Here is a 19,621-nt window from a genome sequence, read left to right on the forward strand (position 1 = left end):
AATTTATAGTATGATTAATCAAAAAACGCATTATTTAAGAAACGTATCCACTACTTTTTTACTCGGTTTTTTTGCTGTTCTGCTGTTTCCGGCTACTGTATTTAGTCAGCAAAAGACTATTTCCGGTGTCGTAAAAAATGAGATCAATGAAGTGCTTTCAGGAGCCACTATAAAGAATGCAGCCACCAGTGCAGGCACCTTTACAAATGCCGATGGTATTTTCAGCATTTCTGCTGCTCCTTCGGAAGTACTTGAAATTTCTTACGTAGGGTATAATACCGAATTTATAACTGTTGGCGAGCAAAAGAATATCACCATTGTCCTGACACCATCGGTTAATACCGAACTTTCAGACGTGGTAGTAATCGGCTACGGAACACAGAAAATAACGAATGTATCGGGAGCTGTTGCCACTATAAAGAGTGCAGATATTGAAAGACTCAGACCGGCACGTCCGGAAGAGGCCATACAAGGCAGGGCCGCTGGTGTCAATATCATTCAATCTGGTTCTCCCGGGTCTAAACCAACAGTGCTCGTGAGAGGCATTCCTTCTTTTTCAGGCACTGATCCTGTGGTTATAATTGACGGTGTGCCGCAATCATTAAATGATTTCAATTCTATTAATGCTGCTGATATTGAGAATATAAACGTTTTGAAAGATGCTGCAACTACAGCTATTTATGGCGTAAAAGGTGGAAACGGCGTTATTGTTGTAACGACAAAGTCCGGCCGAAAAAATCCGAAGCCTGAAATAACTTTTTCTGCTAACTATGGCATTCAGCAAGTAGTGAAAAAAATAGATATGTTGAATGCAGGTGAATATGCCGGAATGATAAACGAAGGCAGTGTGGCAAGTGGCGGCAATATCATATTTCCCGACCTGTCTTTAATGGGGGAAGGAACGGATTGGCAGAAGGAGGTGTTTAAAACTCCGTCAGATCAGACTTATAATCTTGGCTTACGAGGAGGTAGTGATAATGTATCTTATTTCCTCTCTGCCGGTTATTTAAGTCAGGGAGGTATTGTTGGCGGATACGATAAATCGCGTTTCAACAGAACAAACCTCACCGCTAACATGGATTTTAAGATTACATCTAAATTAAAACTCATACTTAATAACACGTATGTTTTACTCAACAGCAGAGGTGTGCAGGAGAATTCTTTCAACAGTATCCTGGGAAGCGCTTTGAATTTTGATCCTACTGTATCGGTTTTTAACACTGATCCGGCTGTAAAAAGTACTTACGGCTATAGCAGCCTCATACTATCTGAGGTGTTTAATCCGCTTACAAAATTGGAAAATACACACAACAGAAACACAGGAAACAAGTTGTATGGTAAAGCTGAATTACAATTTGATATTCTTTCTAATCTCAAATTCACTTCCCGTTTCGGCTATACAAAAATATGACGATAATGCAAAGTCCTTTACTCCACTGGTATTTTACGGACCTCTAAACGTAGAAAATACTATGGACGCAGCCGGTAACAGAGTTGAAGGAAGGCACAACCAGGTGTCCCATACCAAAAACAGTAATCAGAATTTTACATTTGAAAATTTTGCGAACTATAATTTTACGTTACAAAACGTACATAATTTTGAGACAGTTCTGGGAATGTCCATTGCTAAAACATCAGGCAATGCTGCATCTGCCACAAGACAGGACGTTCCTTTCAATTCATGGATTTTTGCAGACTTTACCGCTGCAACGGGTGCAAATACCAGCGATAATCCAAACGCGGTAACAGGAAGTTACTATCAGTATTTCAGAAAGAATCTCTCTTATTTCGGAAGAATATTATATGACTACAATGATAAGTATCTTGCCTCTTTTTCTCTAAGAAGAGATGGCTCTTATGCATTCGGTCCCGATAATAAATTCGGCAATTTTTTCGCCGGATCTTTAGGTTGGGTGGTTTCAAAGGAAGACTTCTTCAGGTCTGACTTTATCAATTTCTTGAAAATAAGAGGAAGCTATGGCTCCTCAGGAAATGAAAATGTAAATCCTCAGCTGGTGTCTATCATTACCGGCGGGCCCAGCTATGATCCAATGGCAAACAGTAACGGATATACTTTCGGAGAGTTATTTATACCGGGTTCTACCATAGGCTCAGCTGCCAATACAGCTTTAAGATGGGAAAAACAAAACCAGGTGAACATGGGTTTTGATATGAGCCTATTGCAAAATAAAATTTCTTTATCTGCTGATTATTATCAAAAACATGTTGATGGGCTCTTATTCACTCCTTCCGTTTCTTTATACTTAGGCACAGTACCCATACCAACTGCTAATATTGGCACTACAAAAAGCAGCGGTATAGACGTAAGCCTAAACTACAGGGAGAAACTTGGCAGAGATTTCCTCTTTAATACTTCACTGGCATTCACAACGGTTAAAAGTCTTGTAACAGCTACTAATGACGACGGTACCGCAAGAATTGTAGGCGGAAGTTATTTTAATGGCCAGTCTCAAACGGTTTCCGTGTTTGAAAAAGATATGCCGCCTGGATATTTTTATGGATACAAAACAAACGGCCTGTTTCAGTCAGCAGACGATGTAAACAACTGGGCACGTCAGGACGGCGCAAGGCCAGGAGATATACGCTACGCAGACCTTAACGGAGACAGTATTATCAATGCACAAGACCAGACAAAAATAGGAAACCCGTTCCCGGATTTTACATTAGGCTGGAATATAAATATGGAATATAAAAACTTTGATTTTACCGTTTTTACTTATGCTTCTGTTGGCAATGACATTTACAAAGCTTATGACAGAAATGCCAACTATACCAATAAAACCAGGGATATCCTGAACCGCTGGACAGGACCAAATACAACAAATGATGCAAGATACCCCAGGTACTCTTTCACCGATAACAATAACAACGCACGCGTGTCCGATCGTTACGTGGAAGACGGATCGTTTGTTAAGATCAAGAATATACAGTTGGGGTATAATTTTCCAAAAGCATTGCTCCGCAATACATTCAGTGGGGTGAGATTGTATGTGCAGGTAAAAAATGCCTTTACATTTACCAACTACTCGGGTTATGATCCTGAAATTTCAGGAGGCATAATGAGTACAGGTATAGATTACGGAACTTACCCGCAGGCAAGATCTTATTCTGTAGGCTTAAATATTAAACTATGATGCACATACATGTTTTTAGCATAATTCCATACACAAATCAATTGTCAAATTACGAGCATTAAAAATTTTTATTATGAAATATATAAACGCGTCTTTAATTATAGTATATCTGTTCTTTGTCGGTTCTTGCAATAAATGGGTAGATTACAACCCTCATGACGATTTTAAAATAACAGACCAGGATTACCTGAAATCAGAAAGCGATTACCGGTCAATGGTTGTAAGCGTATATACACCTGTTCAGTGGCTGAACCAGATGGTTCCTGTAGGGGATATTGCTTCAGACGATGCAGTTGCTGGTGGTGAAAGTGCATCGGATATACTACCATTGCAACAGATAGATGACTTTACTGTAAACCCCGTGAACTCTACATTACGCGATCTGTGGCAATCTGCTTATGAAGGCATTAACAGAGCCAATTATATATTGCAATATAAACAAACCAACATGGCTGGCGAAACCATTGAGTTCGCAGGTAAAGATGCCTTGTTTGGAGAGGTTTATTTTTTAAGAGCATTTTATTATTTTTCTTTGGTAAAAATGTTTGGCGATGTTCCACTTTTTACAAATAAAAGATTAACGCTATCAGAATCCAGGAAACTCACAAGGGCCCCCAAAGCTGAAGTATATGTACAGATAGAGAAGGACCTGCAGGAAGCAATAAGCGTATTGCCAAATGTGCAGGTACAAAAAGGGCGCATCACCAAATATGCAGCACAGGCATTGCTTGGCAAAGTATATATTTATCAGCATAAACACAACGATGCAATTCCTGTTCTGGAAAATATTATTTCTTCCAAAGCTTATTCGCTGGTGGAAGACTATGCATCTATTTACCTGGTGTCAGGTGAAAACGGTCCCGAATCTGTTTTTGAAATTCAATATTCTAATACATCACCCTATTGGAACTGGGGCGGCCCTACGCGCGGACAGGGTAATTATGCTGTGCAGCAGGCAGGCGTAAGAGGCATTAGCGGAAGCGCTGAAATGCCTTATGCGCCCGGATGGAGCAGTAACCTTCCTACAAAAGCACTTGCAAATAATTACCAGGCCGGAGACCAAAGAAAAGACGCTACCTTGCTTGATATTGAAGCATATAAAAATGCGCATCCTACCTATAATGTTACTTACCAGGTAGCGCCTTATAAAAACACAGGCTTGTACAACAATAAATTGCAGCCAAGAAAGGGACAAACTTCCGGACAGATAGAACTGAACTATCTCAATAATTACAGAACTATCCGTTATTCGGATGTATTGCTGATGGCAGCTGAAGCTTATAACAAAACCGGAAATGATTTGAAGGCACAGCAATATGTGAATATGGTAAGGCGTAGGGCTTTTAAAGATGATGCACACAATATCGTACAAACAGGAACAGCTTTGTTTGATGCTATTATGAACGAAAGAAGATTGGAATTTGCAGGCGACGGAGAGAGATTTTTTGATCTGGTGAGAACAGGGAAAGCAGCTACAACGCTTTCAACCTTAGGATTTGTAGCAGGCAAACATGAAGTTTTCCCTATTCCACAGGAAGAGATCAATATTTCTAATCTTACACAGAATCCTAATTATTAAACTTAAATAGTTGATCGGTGAGAATGCAGACGTGTTGGCTCATTAATAATGATTAAAAGTAAACCCAATGAAGAAAATATTTGTTATTACACAACTCGCATCATTAATGCTTATAGGATGTACTAAATTTAGCAATGGTGATCTGAGCTTTATACAAACAGGAGATGCTCCGGCTGACATTACAGCCATGTATGATATTACACAAGATAATTCAGGCATGGTGACTATTTTGCCGAATGGTAAAGGTGCAGCTTTCTACGAAATATTTTTTGGTGACGCTGCGAAAGAACCTGCAAAAGTAAATGCAGGAAGCAGTACCAGCCATAAATATCCTGAAGGTATTTTTGATGTTAAAATTATAGGCCATGATCTTACAGGAAAAACAACAGAAGCTGTTCAAAAGCTGACTGTTGCCTTTAGAAAGCCAGAAAATTTTGTAGTAAATGTAGCTAAAAATCCCGGCAATGCATTGAAGATAAACATCAGCGCAACGGCTTTATATGAAACACTTTTTAAAGTTTATTTCGGAGATGTTGAAAATGAAATACCTGTTTCATTTTTAGAGGGCCAAACGCTTACACATGAATATAAAAAAACAGGAACCTATACGATAAAAGTTATAGCGCTGAGTGGCGGTGCTGCTACGGCAGACTATTCAACAACTGTGAATATTGTAGACCCACTGGTATTACCTGTTACATTTGAATCTTCTACCGTTACCTATGGATTTAATGATTTTGACGGAGGGCAGGCCACAGTTGTTGACAACCCTTCAAAAACCGGAATCAACACGAGCAACAAGGTTGGTAAAATGATAAAAAATCAGGGCGAAGTATGGGGCGGAAGCTGGATCGGACTTGGCAACCCTGTTGATTTATCGGCCAATAAATATTTCCGGATGAAAGTATTTTCACCAAGAGCAGGTGCAAAAGTTTTATTGAAAATAGAAAATGCATCCGACCCCAATAAAAATTATGAACAAAGCGTAACAACTACTAAAGCCAATGAATGGGAAGAATTAGGATTTGACTTCACAGGAGCAAACAAAGAAAATACCTATGAACACATTGTACTGATATTTGAATTAGGAACAAAAGGAGACGGGTCTGCCAACTTTACGTTTTATTTTGATGATATAAGACAGGCAAGTACGCTGAATGATGAGATGCCTGCAGTGAAAATTCCTTTAACCTTTGAATCAACTTCACTGATATATGATCTCTCCGGATTCGATGGCGGCGAACTCTCAATCATTGATAATCCACAGCAGCATGGCATCAACAGTTCCGGTAAGGTTTTAAGAATGATAAAATATGCAGGACAGCCATGGGGAGGGGGTGTACTTACGTTGCCTGACCCGATAGACTTTTCAAAGAATATCTTTAAAATGAAAGTATTCTCGCCAAGAATAGGCGCTAAAGTTTTATTAAAAGTTGAAAATCTTAAAAACAGTGGAATTTATTACGAAAAAGAAGTACTGACTACAAAGGCTAATGAATGGGAAGAACTAATTTTTGATTATTCGGGAATAAACACAGCCAATGCTTACCAGAAAATAGTATGGATTTTTGATAACGGTACAAAAGGTGACGGAACTGCCAATTATACTTTCCTGATAGATGACATTGCGCTAACTAATTAATAAAAACATATGCGATGAAATAGCCATAAAGATGAATAAAGGCTATTCCATGTGGCAACTTAAAAAATAAAAAATATCACATGAACTACATAAAATTAATATTGCTTTTAATGACAATCTTTATAAGCAGTTGTGAAAAAAAAGACCACACCTTCGGCCCGCTGACGGCCCCCGATCTGCCGCAACTTGATATACAGGTAGCTGGCAAATCAACAGTTAATCCTAATGGAGATGGCAGTGGCAAAGTCAGCGTGCATGTAATGTCTGCTAATGCTATTAATTACAGGATAGATTTTGGAGATGGTTCTGAACCGCTGACCAATACGGTGAATTCACAAACACATCTATATACACATGTAGGAACGCAGGATTTTATCATTACTGTAACTGCCAGTGGCAGAGGCGGCATATCCAGTACTTCTTCGCAAAAGATTACTATAAGAAGAGACTTTGTTGCCAATCCTGAATTGGTAGAAATGCTTACGAACAATTCTTCTAAAATATGGGTCGTGGACTCTCTTGCCCCTGCACATTTCGGCGTAGGCCCGTCAACATCCCTGTCGCCGGATTGGTGGTCGGCACCTCCGCTTGATAAGTCCGGATTGGGAGTTTATGATGATGAATACGTCTTTAAAAAAGAAGGAAATTCCTTTACGCACATTACTAATAATTCATTGTACGGCAAGCAGGAATATCTTAAAGATTTTGATGCCGGGCTTACAGGAACAGGAGATTATACATTAACAGGGACAAAAGCTGCGGCCTACACAGAAACATTTAGTTACGACGGCTCTGCAGACACAGAATACATCATTTTTTCTGCTAAAGGTCATTTGGGTATATATCTCGGAACTCACAGATACCAGATATTAAGCAGATCCGGCACACAAATGTCTCTAAGAACTATCGGTAAAGACGGTAATGCGTGGTATGTAAAAATTAAAGCGAAATAAATTTAAATGAACAATATTATGATCAAGACTTTTTTCTTCCTTTTTGCTGTATTCTTTTTCGGATGCAGCAATAAAAGTGTATCTAAGGCAGACCCTTCACCGTCAAACCTTACCTTAACAGCTGCTGTACACCCTGCAAATAACGGGAGCGTTAATTTTGTAGCTACGGCAAATAATGCTACAAGCTATGAATTCGACTTTGGTAATGGCATTCATGAATCATCAACAAGCGGCAAGGTCACCTATGTTTACCCTGTATCAGGAAATTATACTATAAATGTGAAAGCAAAAAACTCATCTGGCACATCGGTTTCTAAATCTTTGCAAATTGTTGTAACCAGGGTGGCATCACTGGTATGGTCAGATGAATTCGATGAGCCTGGAACACCCAATCCTGCAAAATGGAATTATGATCAGGGAACAGGTGACAACGGATGGGGAAACAATGAACTGCAATACTATACCAACAGGCTTGATAATGTTTACATTTCTAACGGCACGTTAAAGATCGTAGCTAAAAAAGAGGACTATAGCGGCAAGCAGCATACATCTGCGAGGTTAAAGACACAAGGCAAATTTGATTTTAAATACGGCAAGGTAGAAGTAAGGGCAAAACTACCTGTAGGTGTTCCGGGTGTATGGCCGGCTATCTGGATGTTAGGTAGCAATATCACATCCATTGGCTGGCCTGCCTGCGGAGAAATAGACATTATGGAATATCTTACCCGTGATCCTGAATATATTTATGCTACTTTTCACTATCCGGGAAGATTTGGAGAAACAGCAGATGGAAACAAAATTAAATATACCAATGCTGCAGCCGAATTTCACCTGTTCGCTGTTGAATGGACTCCGGAACAATTAAAAATATATGTAGACGAACAACTTGTACATTCAATTAAGAACAGTGTTGCACTGCCCTTCAATAACAATTTTTTTATTATTTTAAATATGGCATTAGGAGGCAATTTTGGAGGAGCGCTTGATGCGGCGTTTACAAACGCTGTCTTTGAAATAGATTATGTAAGGGTGTATCAATAAGGCCTTTTCCTTGTGGGTACACAATCATTAAATAAAAAAAATAGTATTTAGGAAAAGTTTGTACTCTTAGCTTTCATAAACCATTACCGACGCACATCATATCGTATAAGCCTTGAAAACAATACGTTTCAGGGCTTTTATATTTAACAGGCTTCTCTTGTCAATACATCTTGCTGCTTGCATTCCCTTTTATTAATCAAACTTGCTCAATATAATTAATTTTGCTTAGTAAATACTCCTGCTTGAAAACAGCATTGTTCTTAGTAACTTTATTTTGCCTGGCTCAATAACGAAATACGTTTATAAAAACGGTAGGCGGCTTTCGGTATCATTTTCTATACGTTGGAACTGGGGGGGAAATTCATAATATCCTTACTCATCATTTCAGCTGCTTTCTTTAACCTCGTAACATTGACAATCTGGTGAGGCGACATGCCGGAAAGGGATTTTATTTCCTGTAAAAAGTGATACGGCTCATATTAAATGCTGCCGCCAGATTTTCTATATTAATACCAGGTGCATCTAAATGCTCAAGAATAACCAATCTGGCTTAAACAAAAATTGTAGTTAGTTTAAAACAATAACACTATACAATAACTCATTCACTGAATTATTTTAATCATTTCAAATTGTTGCCCTTTTAAAGGTATGTTTTTAGCTTTCATAAAAGCTTTTACTGACGCACAGGTGCTATCAGTATTGATCATTTTGATAACCTTACTTTTATTAAGCTTTACAGCTTCAGCCAGCAACGCAGAACCTATACCTTTGCCTCTGTGGTTTTCATGAACAGCTATTTGAGTTATATCTCCTGAAGCCGGCTCAAAAACGCAATATCCTGTAAGAATGTTTGCTGTAAAAGCTTTCAGCATTATAAAACTTCCGGGATTCCTTTTTATCGCATCAAAACTATTCTGCCAGGAGGGACTAAAATCCCAAAAGCCGGAAATAAGTTGCGGAAAAACCATTTTTGTCTGCTTAACGTTTGCATAAAAAGTTTTTTGCCCAACATGCACCTCTTCATTGAACTGTTTATAATAATTAAATTCACGTGTGATTGTAAAACCCAGCTTTGTATAAACCGATAAAGCTTTTGTATTATGTTGTAAAACCTCCAGAAGATATTGCCTGATGCCTTTTTGTACTAAACGAGGTATTGAATGCTCAAAGATTTTTGTAGCAAGGCCTTGTCCACGAAATTTCATAATGGTACCGGTTCCTGTATCATATGCTGTAGGCGTTGCGTTAAAACTGCCGGTTCCATTCAGAGTAAACGCTGCTATCTGATTTTCATGAAATGCTGCAAAGGACATTGCCGGATCAAAACCGCGTCTTTTTAGCATTGTTTGCAATTCCTGCCTGTTTAGTTGAAGTTCATAATCAGCAAAAGCCTGGCTAAATGATTCATAAATCCTATCAAATGCAATATTTTTTAGAGACAATATTTTCATCTGTTTATTTTTTAATTTTTCTGTTTGTCAGATGGAATAGCCTAAATGATCATCATTTTCGGGTGTGACAACCACTCCTGGCTATTTCATAAAAATTATTTAAAAGCTTGCATTTTCCCAGCAAAACTAAACTGTTTATTAGCAGTAATGAAACCGTTACTAAATTTATTTCTACCCTTTTATCACGCCTCAAGCCTCGCATGTAAAAAAAAAGATTTTATTAAACCATAGTAACAAGTTCATTGTATAAAAATGCTATCTTGTGATTAAAATTGGCAGGATAGTTGACTTATGCTATTTAATCTAACTGTAAAGATCACTGCTTTAATCTGACTTTTCTTTTAAAGTTTCCAGGCAGACTTATTTTTATATTTTAAACAAATTTAAAACACGATTATGGAATTAATTGTTTTTTCGCACTTACGCTGGAATTTTGTTTATCAGAGACCGCAGCACCTTGTCAGCAGGTTTGTAAACCTCTATAGAGTATTTTATGTGGAAGAGCCCGTGTTTACTGAGCAACCGGATGGATATTCATGTAATGAAGCGCCTGATAAAGTACAGGTAATCACACCCCATTTAAACACCGCAGATACCGGTGATCATAATATGCGTATGGAGGCTATTGCGCAGCAGGCATTCCGCGATTTTGAAATAAAGAATTATATTTTCTGGTATTATTCACCTATGGCACTATTGTTCACCTCATCATTCAAGCCTACACTTATTGTCTACGATTGCATGGATGAATTGTCGGCCTTTAAGTTTGCACCGCCGATATTGATCGATATGGAAAATGAATTGATGCAAAAAGCAGACATTGTATTTACCGGCGGCAAAAGCCTATACGAAGCAAAGAAGAATAAACATCAAAACATATATTGTTTTCCCAGCAGTATAGACAAAGCGCACTTTAACACAGCAAGGCATACACATATTGATCCCGCAGACCAGCAAAATATCCCTCACCCGAGATTAGGTTTCTTTGGCGTGGTTGATGAACGTTTTGACATTGACCTGGTTGGCGAGTTAGCCGTTAAGAAACCGGAATGGCAGATAGTGATCATAGGCCCGGTTGTAAAGATCGATGAAGCAAGCCTGCCGCGGCATGCAAACATTCACTATCTCGGCATGAAATCCTATGGCGAGCTGCCGGCCTACATCAGCACCTGGGATATAGCCATTATGCCATTTGCCATTAATGAATCTACCAGGTACATCAGCCCTACCAAAACGCCTGAATATTTAGCAGCAGGTAAACAGGTGATTTCTACAAGGATTACGGATGTTGTGCATCCTTATGCAGAAACAGGGCTGGTAGATATTGCTGATACGGCAGATGAATTTATCAAATACGGAGAAAAAATATTATCGAACCCGGATGATGCCGGATGGCTGGCTGAAACAGATGAGTTTCTAGCAGATGTATCCTGGGACAGAACCTGGGAGCAGATGAATAAGCTGATAGAAGAAGCAATAGACATAAAAAACATTACTAACAAACTAAAACCTTCACAATGTACGACTACTTAATTATCGGAAGCGGATTTGCAGGAAGTGTTCTGGCAGAAAGGCTCGCTTCGCAATTGAATAAAAAAGTGCTGATCATAGACAAGCGCAACCACATCGGCGGCAATGCTTATGACCATTACGATGAAGCAGGCATACTGGTACACAAATACGGGCCGCATATCTTCCATACCAATTCCAAAGATGTATTTAATTACTTGAGCCGCTTTACAGAATGGCGCCCTTACGAGCATCATGTACTGGCGAGTGTTGACGGCCAGCTGGTGCCTATTCCTATCAACCTGAATACCATTAACATGCTTTACGGCGCTAACTTCACCTCTGAAGATGTTACAGGTTTCCTGGAATCCAAAGCAGAAAAAAGGCATCCTGTGCTTACATCAGAAGATGTGGTGCTGAATGTAGTGGGCAAAGAATTGTATGAAAAATTCTTTAAAGGCTATACACAAAAGCAATGGGATCTTGACCCCTCTGAACTGGATGCATCAGTAACGGCGCGCGTACCCACCAGGATCAATAAAGACAACCGGTATTTTACCGATAAATACCAGGCCATGCCATTGCACGGGTATACCAAAATGTTTGAAAACATGTTGGCGCATCCCAATATACACATCATGCTCAACACAGATTTCCGGGATGTAAAAGAGCATATTGCCTATAAAAAAATTATTTATACCGGGCCAATTGACGGCTTCTTTGATTACCGTTACGGCAAGCTGCCCTACAGGTCTATTGAATTTGACTTCCAGACCATCGACAAGGAAAATTACCAGCCTACCGGCACCGTAAATTATCCGAACAGCAATGCGTATACCAGGATCACCGAGTTTAAATTTTTGACCGGTCAGCAACACCACAAGACATCCATTGTATTTGAGTATCCTGTGGCAGAAGGCGATCCATACTACCCGATTCCGAGAAAAGAGAACCATGCTTTGTACAATAAGTATAAAGCCCTGGCGGATTCACTTGATAATATTTATTTTACCGGAAGGCTCGGTACCTATAAGTATTATAATATGGACCAGGTGGTAGCCCAATCCTTAGCTCTGTTCAAAAAAATTCAGCAGGAAACCTCGCAGCTAAATGGTGTGGGAAAGCATACAGATAAGGTAGCTGCAGGACAAGAAAGGGCTTGACATAAAAACAAACTCATGAATTTATTTAATTCTTTCTGGATGGCGGGGTTTGAATGCAGTGACCAGATGAATGCTTTCGGCAACCGTGTGGACCTTCTGAAAAAAACCGGCCATATTGAATATATACGTGAAGATTACAGCAGGCTGTACGACCTCAACATAAGTACAGTGCGCGAGGGTATCAGGTGGAGTGTGGTTGAAAAGAGTCCTTTTCAATACGACTGGACTGATGTGATTGTACAGCTTGAAGCTGCAAAAGAGATGAATATACAGATCGTATGGGACATGTGCCACTTTGGCTATCCCGACGATCTCACACCGCTACACCCGAAATTTGCACAACGCTTCGCTGCTTTATGCCGTGCGTTTGTAGAACTGTTCAGAGTCTATAACCCGCATGAGCCGCTCATTATAACACCAATCAACGAGGTGAGCTTTATCTCGTGGCTGGGCGGCGATGTAAAAGGTACTGTTCCATACTGTATCAACTATGGCTGGGAAGTAAAGTATGCGTTGATGAAAGCTTATATAGAAGGCTGCGCTGCCATCAAATCAACAGATGCAAATGCACACATACTAATTACCGAGCCGTTGATTAACATAGCGCCTTCTTGCAATGAACAATATCTGGATGATTGTAAAATCAAGAATGACGAACAGTTCCAGGTGCTGGACATGCTTACAGGGCGCATATGTGCTGAGCTGGGCGGCAGGGAAGAATACCTGGATATATTAGGTTTTAATTATTACTCCAACAACCAGTGGAGGTATCCGGAACAGGAATTTATCTGCTGGAAAACACAGGATGCCGAAATGGGATGGCGGCCTTTTCATGAAATGGTAGCCGAAGCCTGGGCACGCTACGACAGGCCGTTCATCATTGCCGAAACCAGCCACCCGCAGGAAGACAGGCCACTGTGGATGAGCTATATTGTAGAGGAAAGCAGGGAGATGATTAAGGCGGACCTGCCTCTTTCCGGTATTTGCCTGTACCCGATCATTGACCGGCCAGACTGGGACCATACAGACATATGGCACAAATCAGGCGTATGGGATATTTATGATACGCAATCACTCGCAAGAACACTGCACAAACCTACGTTTGACGCCATACTTGCGGGCCAAAAACAAATACAGGAGTTACAGGAAACATTCATTCATATTTAAACAAACAAAAACTAAAACAAATGAAAAAACACATGCTACTCATCTGCTGTGCTGCAGCCTTAACGCTTACAGCCTGCAACAGCGACAACACAGGCAACGATGCACAAGAAGAACATCCACCTGTGCAGACCAATACTCCATCAGGTATGGGTACAGATCTTTCTGACACAAGCAATATGCAAGACAGTTCAAGATTAGGAATGGATTCTGTAGTTATCCCTTAATAACCATTTCCAAACACTTAAAAAAAATTATCATGGACATCACAAAAAACAGTGCTCACCAGGAAGGTGAAATGACGAAAAAAATTGAAAACCAGACCGCGAAACTACCCTCTACCGTTTATCTCGGCTTAGCTTTGGCCAGCATGGCTATATCTCTTGGGTTAAAAGTTGCCAAACAAAACCACCGTGCTTTGTTTGTAGGCCAATGGGCTGCCCCATTCCTGCTTATGGGAATTTATAACAAGATCGTAAAAGTGGAAGGCAACGATTAATGACAACCAACTGCAATTACTGCTATTGAAAATTTAGTGTGATGGGAAAGAAGAAAAGAAAAGTACAGTAACAGTTAAATGTTCGCAGACCAGGCAGGAAAATAAAGCCGCTATAGAAAAAAGCGGAAAGCAGGCTGAAACCAATGATGTAAAGAAAATGCCTTCATAAACGGTTTAGTCTAATTTAAGCAATTGTAATGTCCGCCTCAAATCCGTTCTTGTACTAAGGATGGAATTTGAGGCGGTTTTATGCAGCCCACATCTTTGAGATTATTTCGGCATATTTTTCTTTGATGATACATAAACTTTACCAGGTGAGCATTGCAGGCGCGGTTTTTGTTTAATATATCTCTACAAAATCTAAACGCAGGAATGAGCAATATAGAAAAATCAGTAATTTTTGATACGCAAGTAACCAATAAAATTAAAAAAGCGCTTATAGCCAGCGAGGAAACCATTGCTGTAGCTGAAAGCGTTACCAGTGGCCTGTTACAGGCGGCTTTAACACAGGTAACAGGCGCTTCATCATACTTTCACGGGGGAATGACTTTGTATAATCTCGGCCAGAAAGCAAGGCACCTGAAAATAAATACCATACATGCAGAAGCCTGTAATTGCGTATCTAAAAGAGTGGCGGAAGAAATGGCGCTATCTGTCAGCGAGATGTTTGGGAGCGAGATAGGCCTTGCTGTAACAGGCTATGCGGCGCCGATGCCCGAAAATGGTATTGATGAGATCTTTGCATACAGCGCCGGCGCCTACAAAGGCAACATACTTTTTTCTATACGCATATCAGGAAAAAATGTTGAAGAAGGCCTGGATGCACAGCTTCACTACGTAAACAAAACGTTGGATAAATTATATCAATCACTGACTAAAAAATAAAACTATGTATAGAGACGGCGCTAATAAAAGCCTTTGGCAGGCTGAAATAAAAAAGTATTCCTCTATGGCGGAGCTTTTAAATGATTCTTACGATGTGGTAATTATAGGAGCCGGCATCACCGGCGTTACAAGCGCGCTAAACCTGCAAAAACAAAACAGGAAATGCCTGCTGGTAGAAAGCGCCAACATTGGCTTTGGCACTACCGGCGGCACAACGGCACACCTGAACAATTTCTTTGATGCTACCTATAGCGATGTGATCAAAGACTTTGGCCTGGATAATGCAAAGCTGCTGGCACGCGGTGGTAACGAAGCTATAGATATAATCAGGCAAAATATAAATGCATATGGCATTGATTGCGGCTTTGCAGAGAAGACCGGCTATCTTTTTTCCCTGGATGAAAAGCAAACCAAAGAACTGGACGACATTATAGAAGCTTCTAATGAAGCGGGTGTGCCAATGAAGGAAGTGCAGGAAAACCCTTTCCCCATCCCATACGATAAAATTGCTGAAGTGCCCGGCCAGGCGCAGTTTCACCCAATCCAATATATCCGCGGACTCTTAGACCAATACCTGGCAATTGGCGGTAAAATGATTGAAGAATGCCGTGCACTGGAAGTAGAAAAGCAGGAGGAAGAACTGGTGGTGATCACTACACTGGGCATTGTGAAATGTAAAAATGTCATTTACGCAACGCACATTCCACCGGGCAAAAACGTTTTGCATTTCAGAAATGCACCATACAGGAGTTATGCATTGGCAGTTAAACTGCGTAATGGAATTTATCCTGATGCATTAGGCTACGACCTCTGCGAACCTTATCATTATTACCGTTGCCAGGAAGTTGATGGCGAGCAATATCTGATCGCAGGCGGCGAAGACCATAAAACGGGTGAAACAGAAAATACGGAAGCGAGTTTTCAGAAACTGGAAGCCTATGTATTGAAATATTTTGATGTTAGTGAGATTGTTTACAGGTGGTCGTCTCAATACTATGAGCCGGTAGACGGGCTGCCATACATCGGTCAGCTACCCGGCAACCCGGATAATGTATATGTGTCTACAGGTTACAACGGTAATGGTATGATATTCGGAACGCTTGGCGCACAGATCTTATCGGACCTGATTGTACATGGCGAAAGTGCGTATGCGCAACTGTTCAGCCCGGCAAGGGTGAAGCCTGTAGCTGGTTTCACGAGCTTTGTAAAAGAAAACGCCAACGTTGTGAAGCACCTGGTAATGGATAAAATTACCGTTGAAAAAATACAGTCCCTGACCGAACTCAATGACAATGAAGCAAAAGTTGTAAAATACAATGGTGAAACCATGGCGGTATTCAAAGATGCACGCGGCAGAGTACATGTGCTATCACATACCTGTACGCATTTAGGCTGCAATGTAGTATGGAACGAGTCTGAATTATCGTGGGACTGTCCATGCCATGGCTCCAGGTTCGGCATAGACGGTGAAGTGCTTACTGCGCCTGCTGTGAAAGGACTGGATAAATTTTCTCCGGAAGAATAGATCAGATAGACAGCAACAAATAGCAAAGAAGCATGCTGACGGATGCCTAATGCAGGGAGCCGGGAAATTACTTTTCAAAAATGCGCTTACGGCGCATTTCTTTTATTTGGCTTACACATTTTTTGTACAGGAATGGTTGCTTTGATTTTTGTACCGCTGCCGGGTGATGTATTAATCTCAAAGTGCCCGCCCATGTCTTCAGTCCTTTTCTTCATATTGGCCAGGCCATTACCTTTTAAACCGGTTTTTTGCGGGTCGAATCCTTTGCCATCGTCCTCAACAGAAAGAATATAATTTTTATCTTTACAATGCAGCTCAACTTTTAAAAAGCTGGCGTTGCTGTATTTCAGCATGTTGTTTATGGCTTCTTTTATTATCAGGAAAACATTCTTTCGCCACAAAATATTTTCCGTTTCATGAAGGTCGTGTATTACATCTATTTCATATTTAATACCGGTTGGCCCCAAAACTTCACTGATAAAATTCTTAATTCTCCCAGACAGGCTTAGTGAACTTGAAGACGCGTCTTTTAGACTCCATATTATATCTGAAATATCTTCGGCAATCTTAGCGGAATTATCAGTAATATGTTTCAACATCACTTTGGATTTTTCTTTATCTGTATCAACTAAATTGTAAGCTACTTCACTGTAAATCTGCAGGCTGCTGATGGTTGATCCTATATCGTCGTGCAGGTCTGCCGTGATCCTGTTGCGTTCCTGGTTAAGTTTAAATTTCTGATCCCACAACCGTTTTTCTTTTATTAATTTGTTACGATAAAAAATGTATCCTATAAGACTAAATAATACAGCAATGGCTAATGCTATGAACCAGGTGCGTAAGTAAACCGGTGCTATTACTTTGAAATATATGGTCAGCGGCTTTTCATTTATGTTATGGAGGTTGGAAGCTTTTACCAATAATTTGCGGTTGCCGGGCACCAATTCCAGGTTAAGGGTATTATTCTGCATTTCCGTCCATGTGGCTCCCTCATCAAGACTATACATCAGTTTTTTTAGATGCCCTCCCAGATTAGCGCCCGAAAATTCCATTTTGACAGACCTGCCGGAATAGCGGAGTAAATAAGCGTTTTTAATTTCCAGGTCTTTATTGTTCACCACCATACGTGTGAGGTAAAGCCGTATTCTTTCAGGCGGTTCAATCATTTTTTTATGCAAATAACAAATACCTTTTTCTGTGGCAACATAAATAAAATCTCCGTAACTAACTATATCGTTCACAGTGTTGGCAGGCAGTCCGTCTGAAACATAAAAACTGTGTACGCTATATTCAAAGTTATTATGAATGAACCGGTACTTTATTTTATTTAATCCATTTCTTGTGCCTACCCATAAGGAATTATCTCCGGCAAACCTTAGGGATGTAATTGCATTGTCTGACAATAGTGAGTCATTGATATGCTTAACTATATTATCATTATAAACAATGTAGAGGCCGCTGGCAGAAGTGCCAATGCTGATCAAATGATTGCCTGTACTTTCCAATGCCGTTATTCTTTTACCGGATAACGGCGATTTGTACGAAGGCGGATAGGCAGCATTTTTTACATAATCGTATTTATATATCCCGTTTAAAGTACCCACATATACATACCTGTTGCTTACCTGCGCCATGCAAGTAATACTGCCAGCATTCCAATTTAATTTTGATACGTTTGCGGTAATGGTATTTAATTTATACAACCCTTCTGAGAGATTAACGCCACCTATAATAATAATACTGTCGTTAAGCGCTACCGCTGTTTTTGCCTGGATTATAGTTTTATTCGGGAGAAGCAACCGGTTTTTATAATCTACAGTACTTCCCTGCTCTGAAAATGTGAATACCTTATTTTGCGAGACAATAATTTTTCTTATAGCATTTATTTTCCTGTCTGCAGCGGTTAAATTTATAGCATAATTTCCCGCATTATATTTCAAGACTTCTCCAAAGTTATTACCCGAATAAATCTCACCTTTTTTGTCTACCTGCAAACTCAAAAAATTATCATTAACCTCATATCCACGTAAACTTAAAAGATGTATATAATTTTGTTTATACAGCATAATACCCGCGGCACAAGTGCCAACCCATACGTTTTTATTGCGGTCTTCCCAAACACAATTGGCTATAAAATCTCCTTTTATGACATAGCTTAGCGCTAGGCTCTGCATGTCATAGCTATAGATTTCTCCGTACTTTGTAATGATGTTTATTTTATCGTTTGTAAGCTTTAGAGATGCCGGCTCCCTGCCTGTGTTTATAGAATCTATGCCAAACCTGAAGGGTGTTTTATTAAAACACCCGGCAATATACAAGTTGCCTTTGCTGGTAAGTGTAAATAATTTTTTATCCTTGAGTAATGTGATATTGGTAATGTTTTCTTCTATTGGCGCAAAATACAAGAGTACACTGTCAATTTTATTATTTTCTTTACAATAAATATAGTTGTATAGTTTATCTTTTACAATATTTTTTGAATAAAATAGTACCCGGTTTTTATTGTGAATAAATGAGTATACAGTATTTGGCGAAGGCTTTATAAGTTTCCTGTCTTTAAAAACAAATGCTCCATGTTCGTTATAAAAGGCAATTCCGCCTTCTTCAAGCGGGCTACCGGATATAATAAGTTTACTAAACTCTTTATTTACATCCATAGCTTTTAAAGGGTCAATAAAAATATTTTTTTTATCATCAAAATAAAAGGGGCCCTGCTTAAAAGTATTTACCCATATGGTACCGTCTTTTTCTTTGAAAACATCAAGTATTTCATTATCCGGCAAGCCGTCGTTTGTATTGAAAATCCTGAAATATTTACCGTCGAACCTGGCAATGCCATTGTCAGTTGCGATCCACAAAAAACCTTTATCATCTTCCAGAAGAGCATGTATTATATTACTTGGAAGACCGTCATTGACTGTAATATTTTTTGTTACCCGAAATGCCTGAGCTTTAGCATGCAATGATGTAAAAAAAAATACTAATGCAGGAAATAAGAGCATCAATAGTTTATACACAGAATCAGTATGTTTATCCTAAATTATCCCAAAAGCGG

The 19,621-nt window shown here is 39.7% G+C and carries 13 protein-coding genes and 1 pseudogene; 12 read left to right on the top strand and 2 right to left on the bottom strand.

Annotation, left to right across the window (positions count from 1 at the left end; genetic code table 11):
- The first annotated feature begins 10 nt into the window (after positions 1-10).
- The 5 genes and pseudogenes from OD355_RS06505 to OD355_RS06525 all read left to right on the top strand — a co-directional run bounded on the left by OD355_RS06505 (position 11) and on the right by OD355_RS06525 (position 8,370).
- Positions 11-3,155, top strand: a pseudogene (locus OD355_RS06505) (SusC/RagA family TonB-linked outer membrane protein).
- A gap of 73 nt (positions 3,156-3,228) precedes the next feature.
- Positions 3,229-4,734, top strand: a complete 1,506-nt coding sequence (locus OD355_RS06510; protein WP_263037649.1) for a RagB/SusD family nutrient uptake outer membrane protein — start codon at positions 3,229-3,231, stop codon at positions 4,732-4,734.
- Between the two features lie 67 nt (positions 4,735-4,801).
- On the top strand, positions 4,802-6,376 hold the full coding sequence (locus OD355_RS06515) for a PKD domain-containing protein (protein ID WP_263037650.1): 1,575 nt from the start codon (positions 4,802-4,804) through the stop codon (positions 6,374-6,376).
- 80 nt (positions 6,377-6,456) lie between these two features.
- Positions 6,457-7,329, top strand: coding sequence for a PKD domain-containing protein (locus tag OD355_RS06520; protein WP_263037651.1), 873 nt, complete (start codon positions 6,457-6,459; stop codon positions 7,327-7,329).
- A gap of 18 nt (positions 7,330-7,347) precedes the next feature.
- Entirely contained in the window at positions 7,348-8,370 is a 1,023-nt protein-coding gene (locus OD355_RS06525) for a family 16 glycosylhydrolase (protein ID WP_263037652.1), read from the top strand.
- Positions 8,371-8,972: 602 nt separating this feature from the next.
- Here the strand turns inward: OD355_RS06525 and OD355_RS06530 are convergent.
- The gene (locus tag OD355_RS06530) at positions 8,973-9,821 is read right to left on the bottom strand and encodes a GNAT family N-acetyltransferase (protein ID WP_263037653.1); all 849 of its coding nucleotides are present in this window, start codon (positions 9,819-9,821) and stop codon (positions 8,973-8,975) included.
- A 396-nt stretch (positions 9,822-10,217) separates the two neighbouring features.
- On the opposite strand from OD355_RS06530, the gene OD355_RS06535 reads away from it, so the two are divergent.
- The 7 genes from OD355_RS06535 to OD355_RS06565 all read left to right on the top strand — a co-directional run bounded on the left by OD355_RS06535 (position 10,218) and on the right by OD355_RS06565 (position 16,566).
- Positions 10,218-11,354, top strand: coding sequence for a glycosyltransferase family 1 protein (locus OD355_RS06535; protein ID WP_263037654.1), 1,137 nt, complete (start codon positions 10,218-10,220; stop codon positions 11,352-11,354).
- Complete coding sequence (gene glf, locus OD355_RS06540; protein ID WP_263037655.1) at positions 11,339-12,493, top strand: UDP-galactopyranose mutase; 1,155 nt, start codon at positions 11,339-11,341, stop codon at positions 12,491-12,493. The genes OD355_RS06535 and glf overlap by 16 nt, the downstream gene beginning before the upstream one ends.
- Before the next feature lie 15 nt (positions 12,494-12,508).
- Positions 12,509-13,660, top strand: coding sequence for an amine oxidase (locus tag OD355_RS06545; RefSeq protein WP_263037656.1), 1,152 nt, complete (start codon positions 12,509-12,511; stop codon positions 13,658-13,660).
- A 20-nt stretch (positions 13,661-13,680) separates the two neighbouring features.
- Entirely contained in the window at positions 13,681-13,884 is a 204-nt protein-coding gene (locus OD355_RS06550; protein ID WP_263037657.1) for a hypothetical protein, read from the top strand.
- Between the two features lie 32 nt (positions 13,885-13,916).
- The gene (locus OD355_RS06555) at positions 13,917-14,156 is read left to right on the top strand and encodes a hypothetical protein (RefSeq protein WP_263037658.1); all 240 of its coding nucleotides are present in this window, start codon (positions 13,917-13,919) and stop codon (positions 14,154-14,156) included.
- A 372-nt stretch (positions 14,157-14,528) separates the two neighbouring features.
- The gene (locus tag OD355_RS06560) at positions 14,529-15,041 is read left to right on the top strand and encodes a CinA family protein (protein WP_263037659.1); all 513 of its coding nucleotides are present in this window, start codon (positions 14,529-14,531) and stop codon (positions 15,039-15,041) included.
- Positions 15,042-15,045: 4 nt separating this feature from the next.
- Positions 15,046-16,566 carry an FAD-dependent oxidoreductase gene (locus OD355_RS06565; protein WP_263037660.1) on the top strand — a complete coding sequence of 507 codons (1,521 nt, stop codon included), beginning with the start codon at positions 15,046-15,048 and terminating at the stop codon, positions 16,564-16,566.
- A gap of 86 nt (positions 16,567-16,652) precedes the next feature.
- Here OD355_RS06565 and OD355_RS06570 read toward each other — a convergent pair whose 3' ends face one another.
- Positions 16,653-19,583 (bottom strand): sensor histidine kinase, encoded by a 2,931-nt coding sequence (locus OD355_RS06570; RefSeq protein ID WP_263037661.1) that lies wholly within the window; start codon positions 19,581-19,583, stop codon positions 16,653-16,655.
- Positions 19,584-19,621: the final 38 nt, after the last annotated feature.

Origin of the sequence: Haoranjiania flava, from assembly GCF_025631005.1 — a bacterium.
In the GTDB taxonomy this organism is placed as follows: domain Bacteria; phylum Bacteroidota; class Bacteroidia; order Chitinophagales; family Chitinophagaceae; genus Haoranjiania; species Haoranjiania flava.

Bases quoted from the DNA above. Each gene is read 5' to 3' on its own strand.
- OD355_RS06520 (WP_263037651.1), top strand. From the start codon at position 6,457: ATGAACTACATAAAATTAATATTGCTTTTAATGACAATCTTTATAAGC.
- OD355_RS06510 (WP_263037649.1), top strand. From the start codon at position 3,229: ATGAAATATATAAACGCGTCTTTAATTATAGTATATCTGTTCTTTGTC.
- OD355_RS06545 (WP_263037656.1), top strand. From the start codon at position 12,509: ATGAATTTATTTAATTCTTTCTGGATGGCGGGGTTTGAATGCAGTGAC.
- OD355_RS06525 (WP_263037652.1), top strand. From the start codon at position 7,348: ATGATCAAGACTTTTTTCTTCCTTTTTGCTGTATTCTTTTTCGGATGC.
- OD355_RS06535 (WP_263037654.1), top strand. From the start codon at position 10,218: ATGGAATTAATTGTTTTTTCGCACTTACGCTGGAATTTTGTTTATCAG.
- OD355_RS06515 (WP_263037650.1), top strand. From the start codon at position 4,802: ATGAAGAAAATATTTGTTATTACACAACTCGCATCATTAATGCTTATA.
- OD355_RS06530 (WP_263037653.1), bottom strand. From the start codon at position 9,821: ATGAAAATATTGTCTCTAAAAAATATTGCATTTGATAGGATTTATGAA.
- OD355_RS06560 (WP_263037659.1), top strand. From the start codon at position 14,529: ATGAGCAATATAGAAAAATCAGTAATTTTTGATACGCAAGTAACCAAT.
- OD355_RS06550 (WP_263037657.1), top strand. From the start codon at position 13,681: ATGAAAAAACACATGCTACTCATCTGCTGTGCTGCAGCCTTAACGCTT.
- OD355_RS06555 (WP_263037658.1), top strand. From the start codon at position 13,917: ATGGACATCACAAAAAACAGTGCTCACCAGGAAGGTGAAATGACGAAA.
- glf (WP_263037655.1), top strand. From the start codon at position 11,339: ATGTACGACTACTTAATTATCGGAAGCGGATTTGCAGGAAGTGTTCTG.
- OD355_RS06565 (WP_263037660.1), top strand. From the start codon at position 15,046: ATGTATAGAGACGGCGCTAATAAAAGCCTTTGGCAGGCTGAAATAAAA.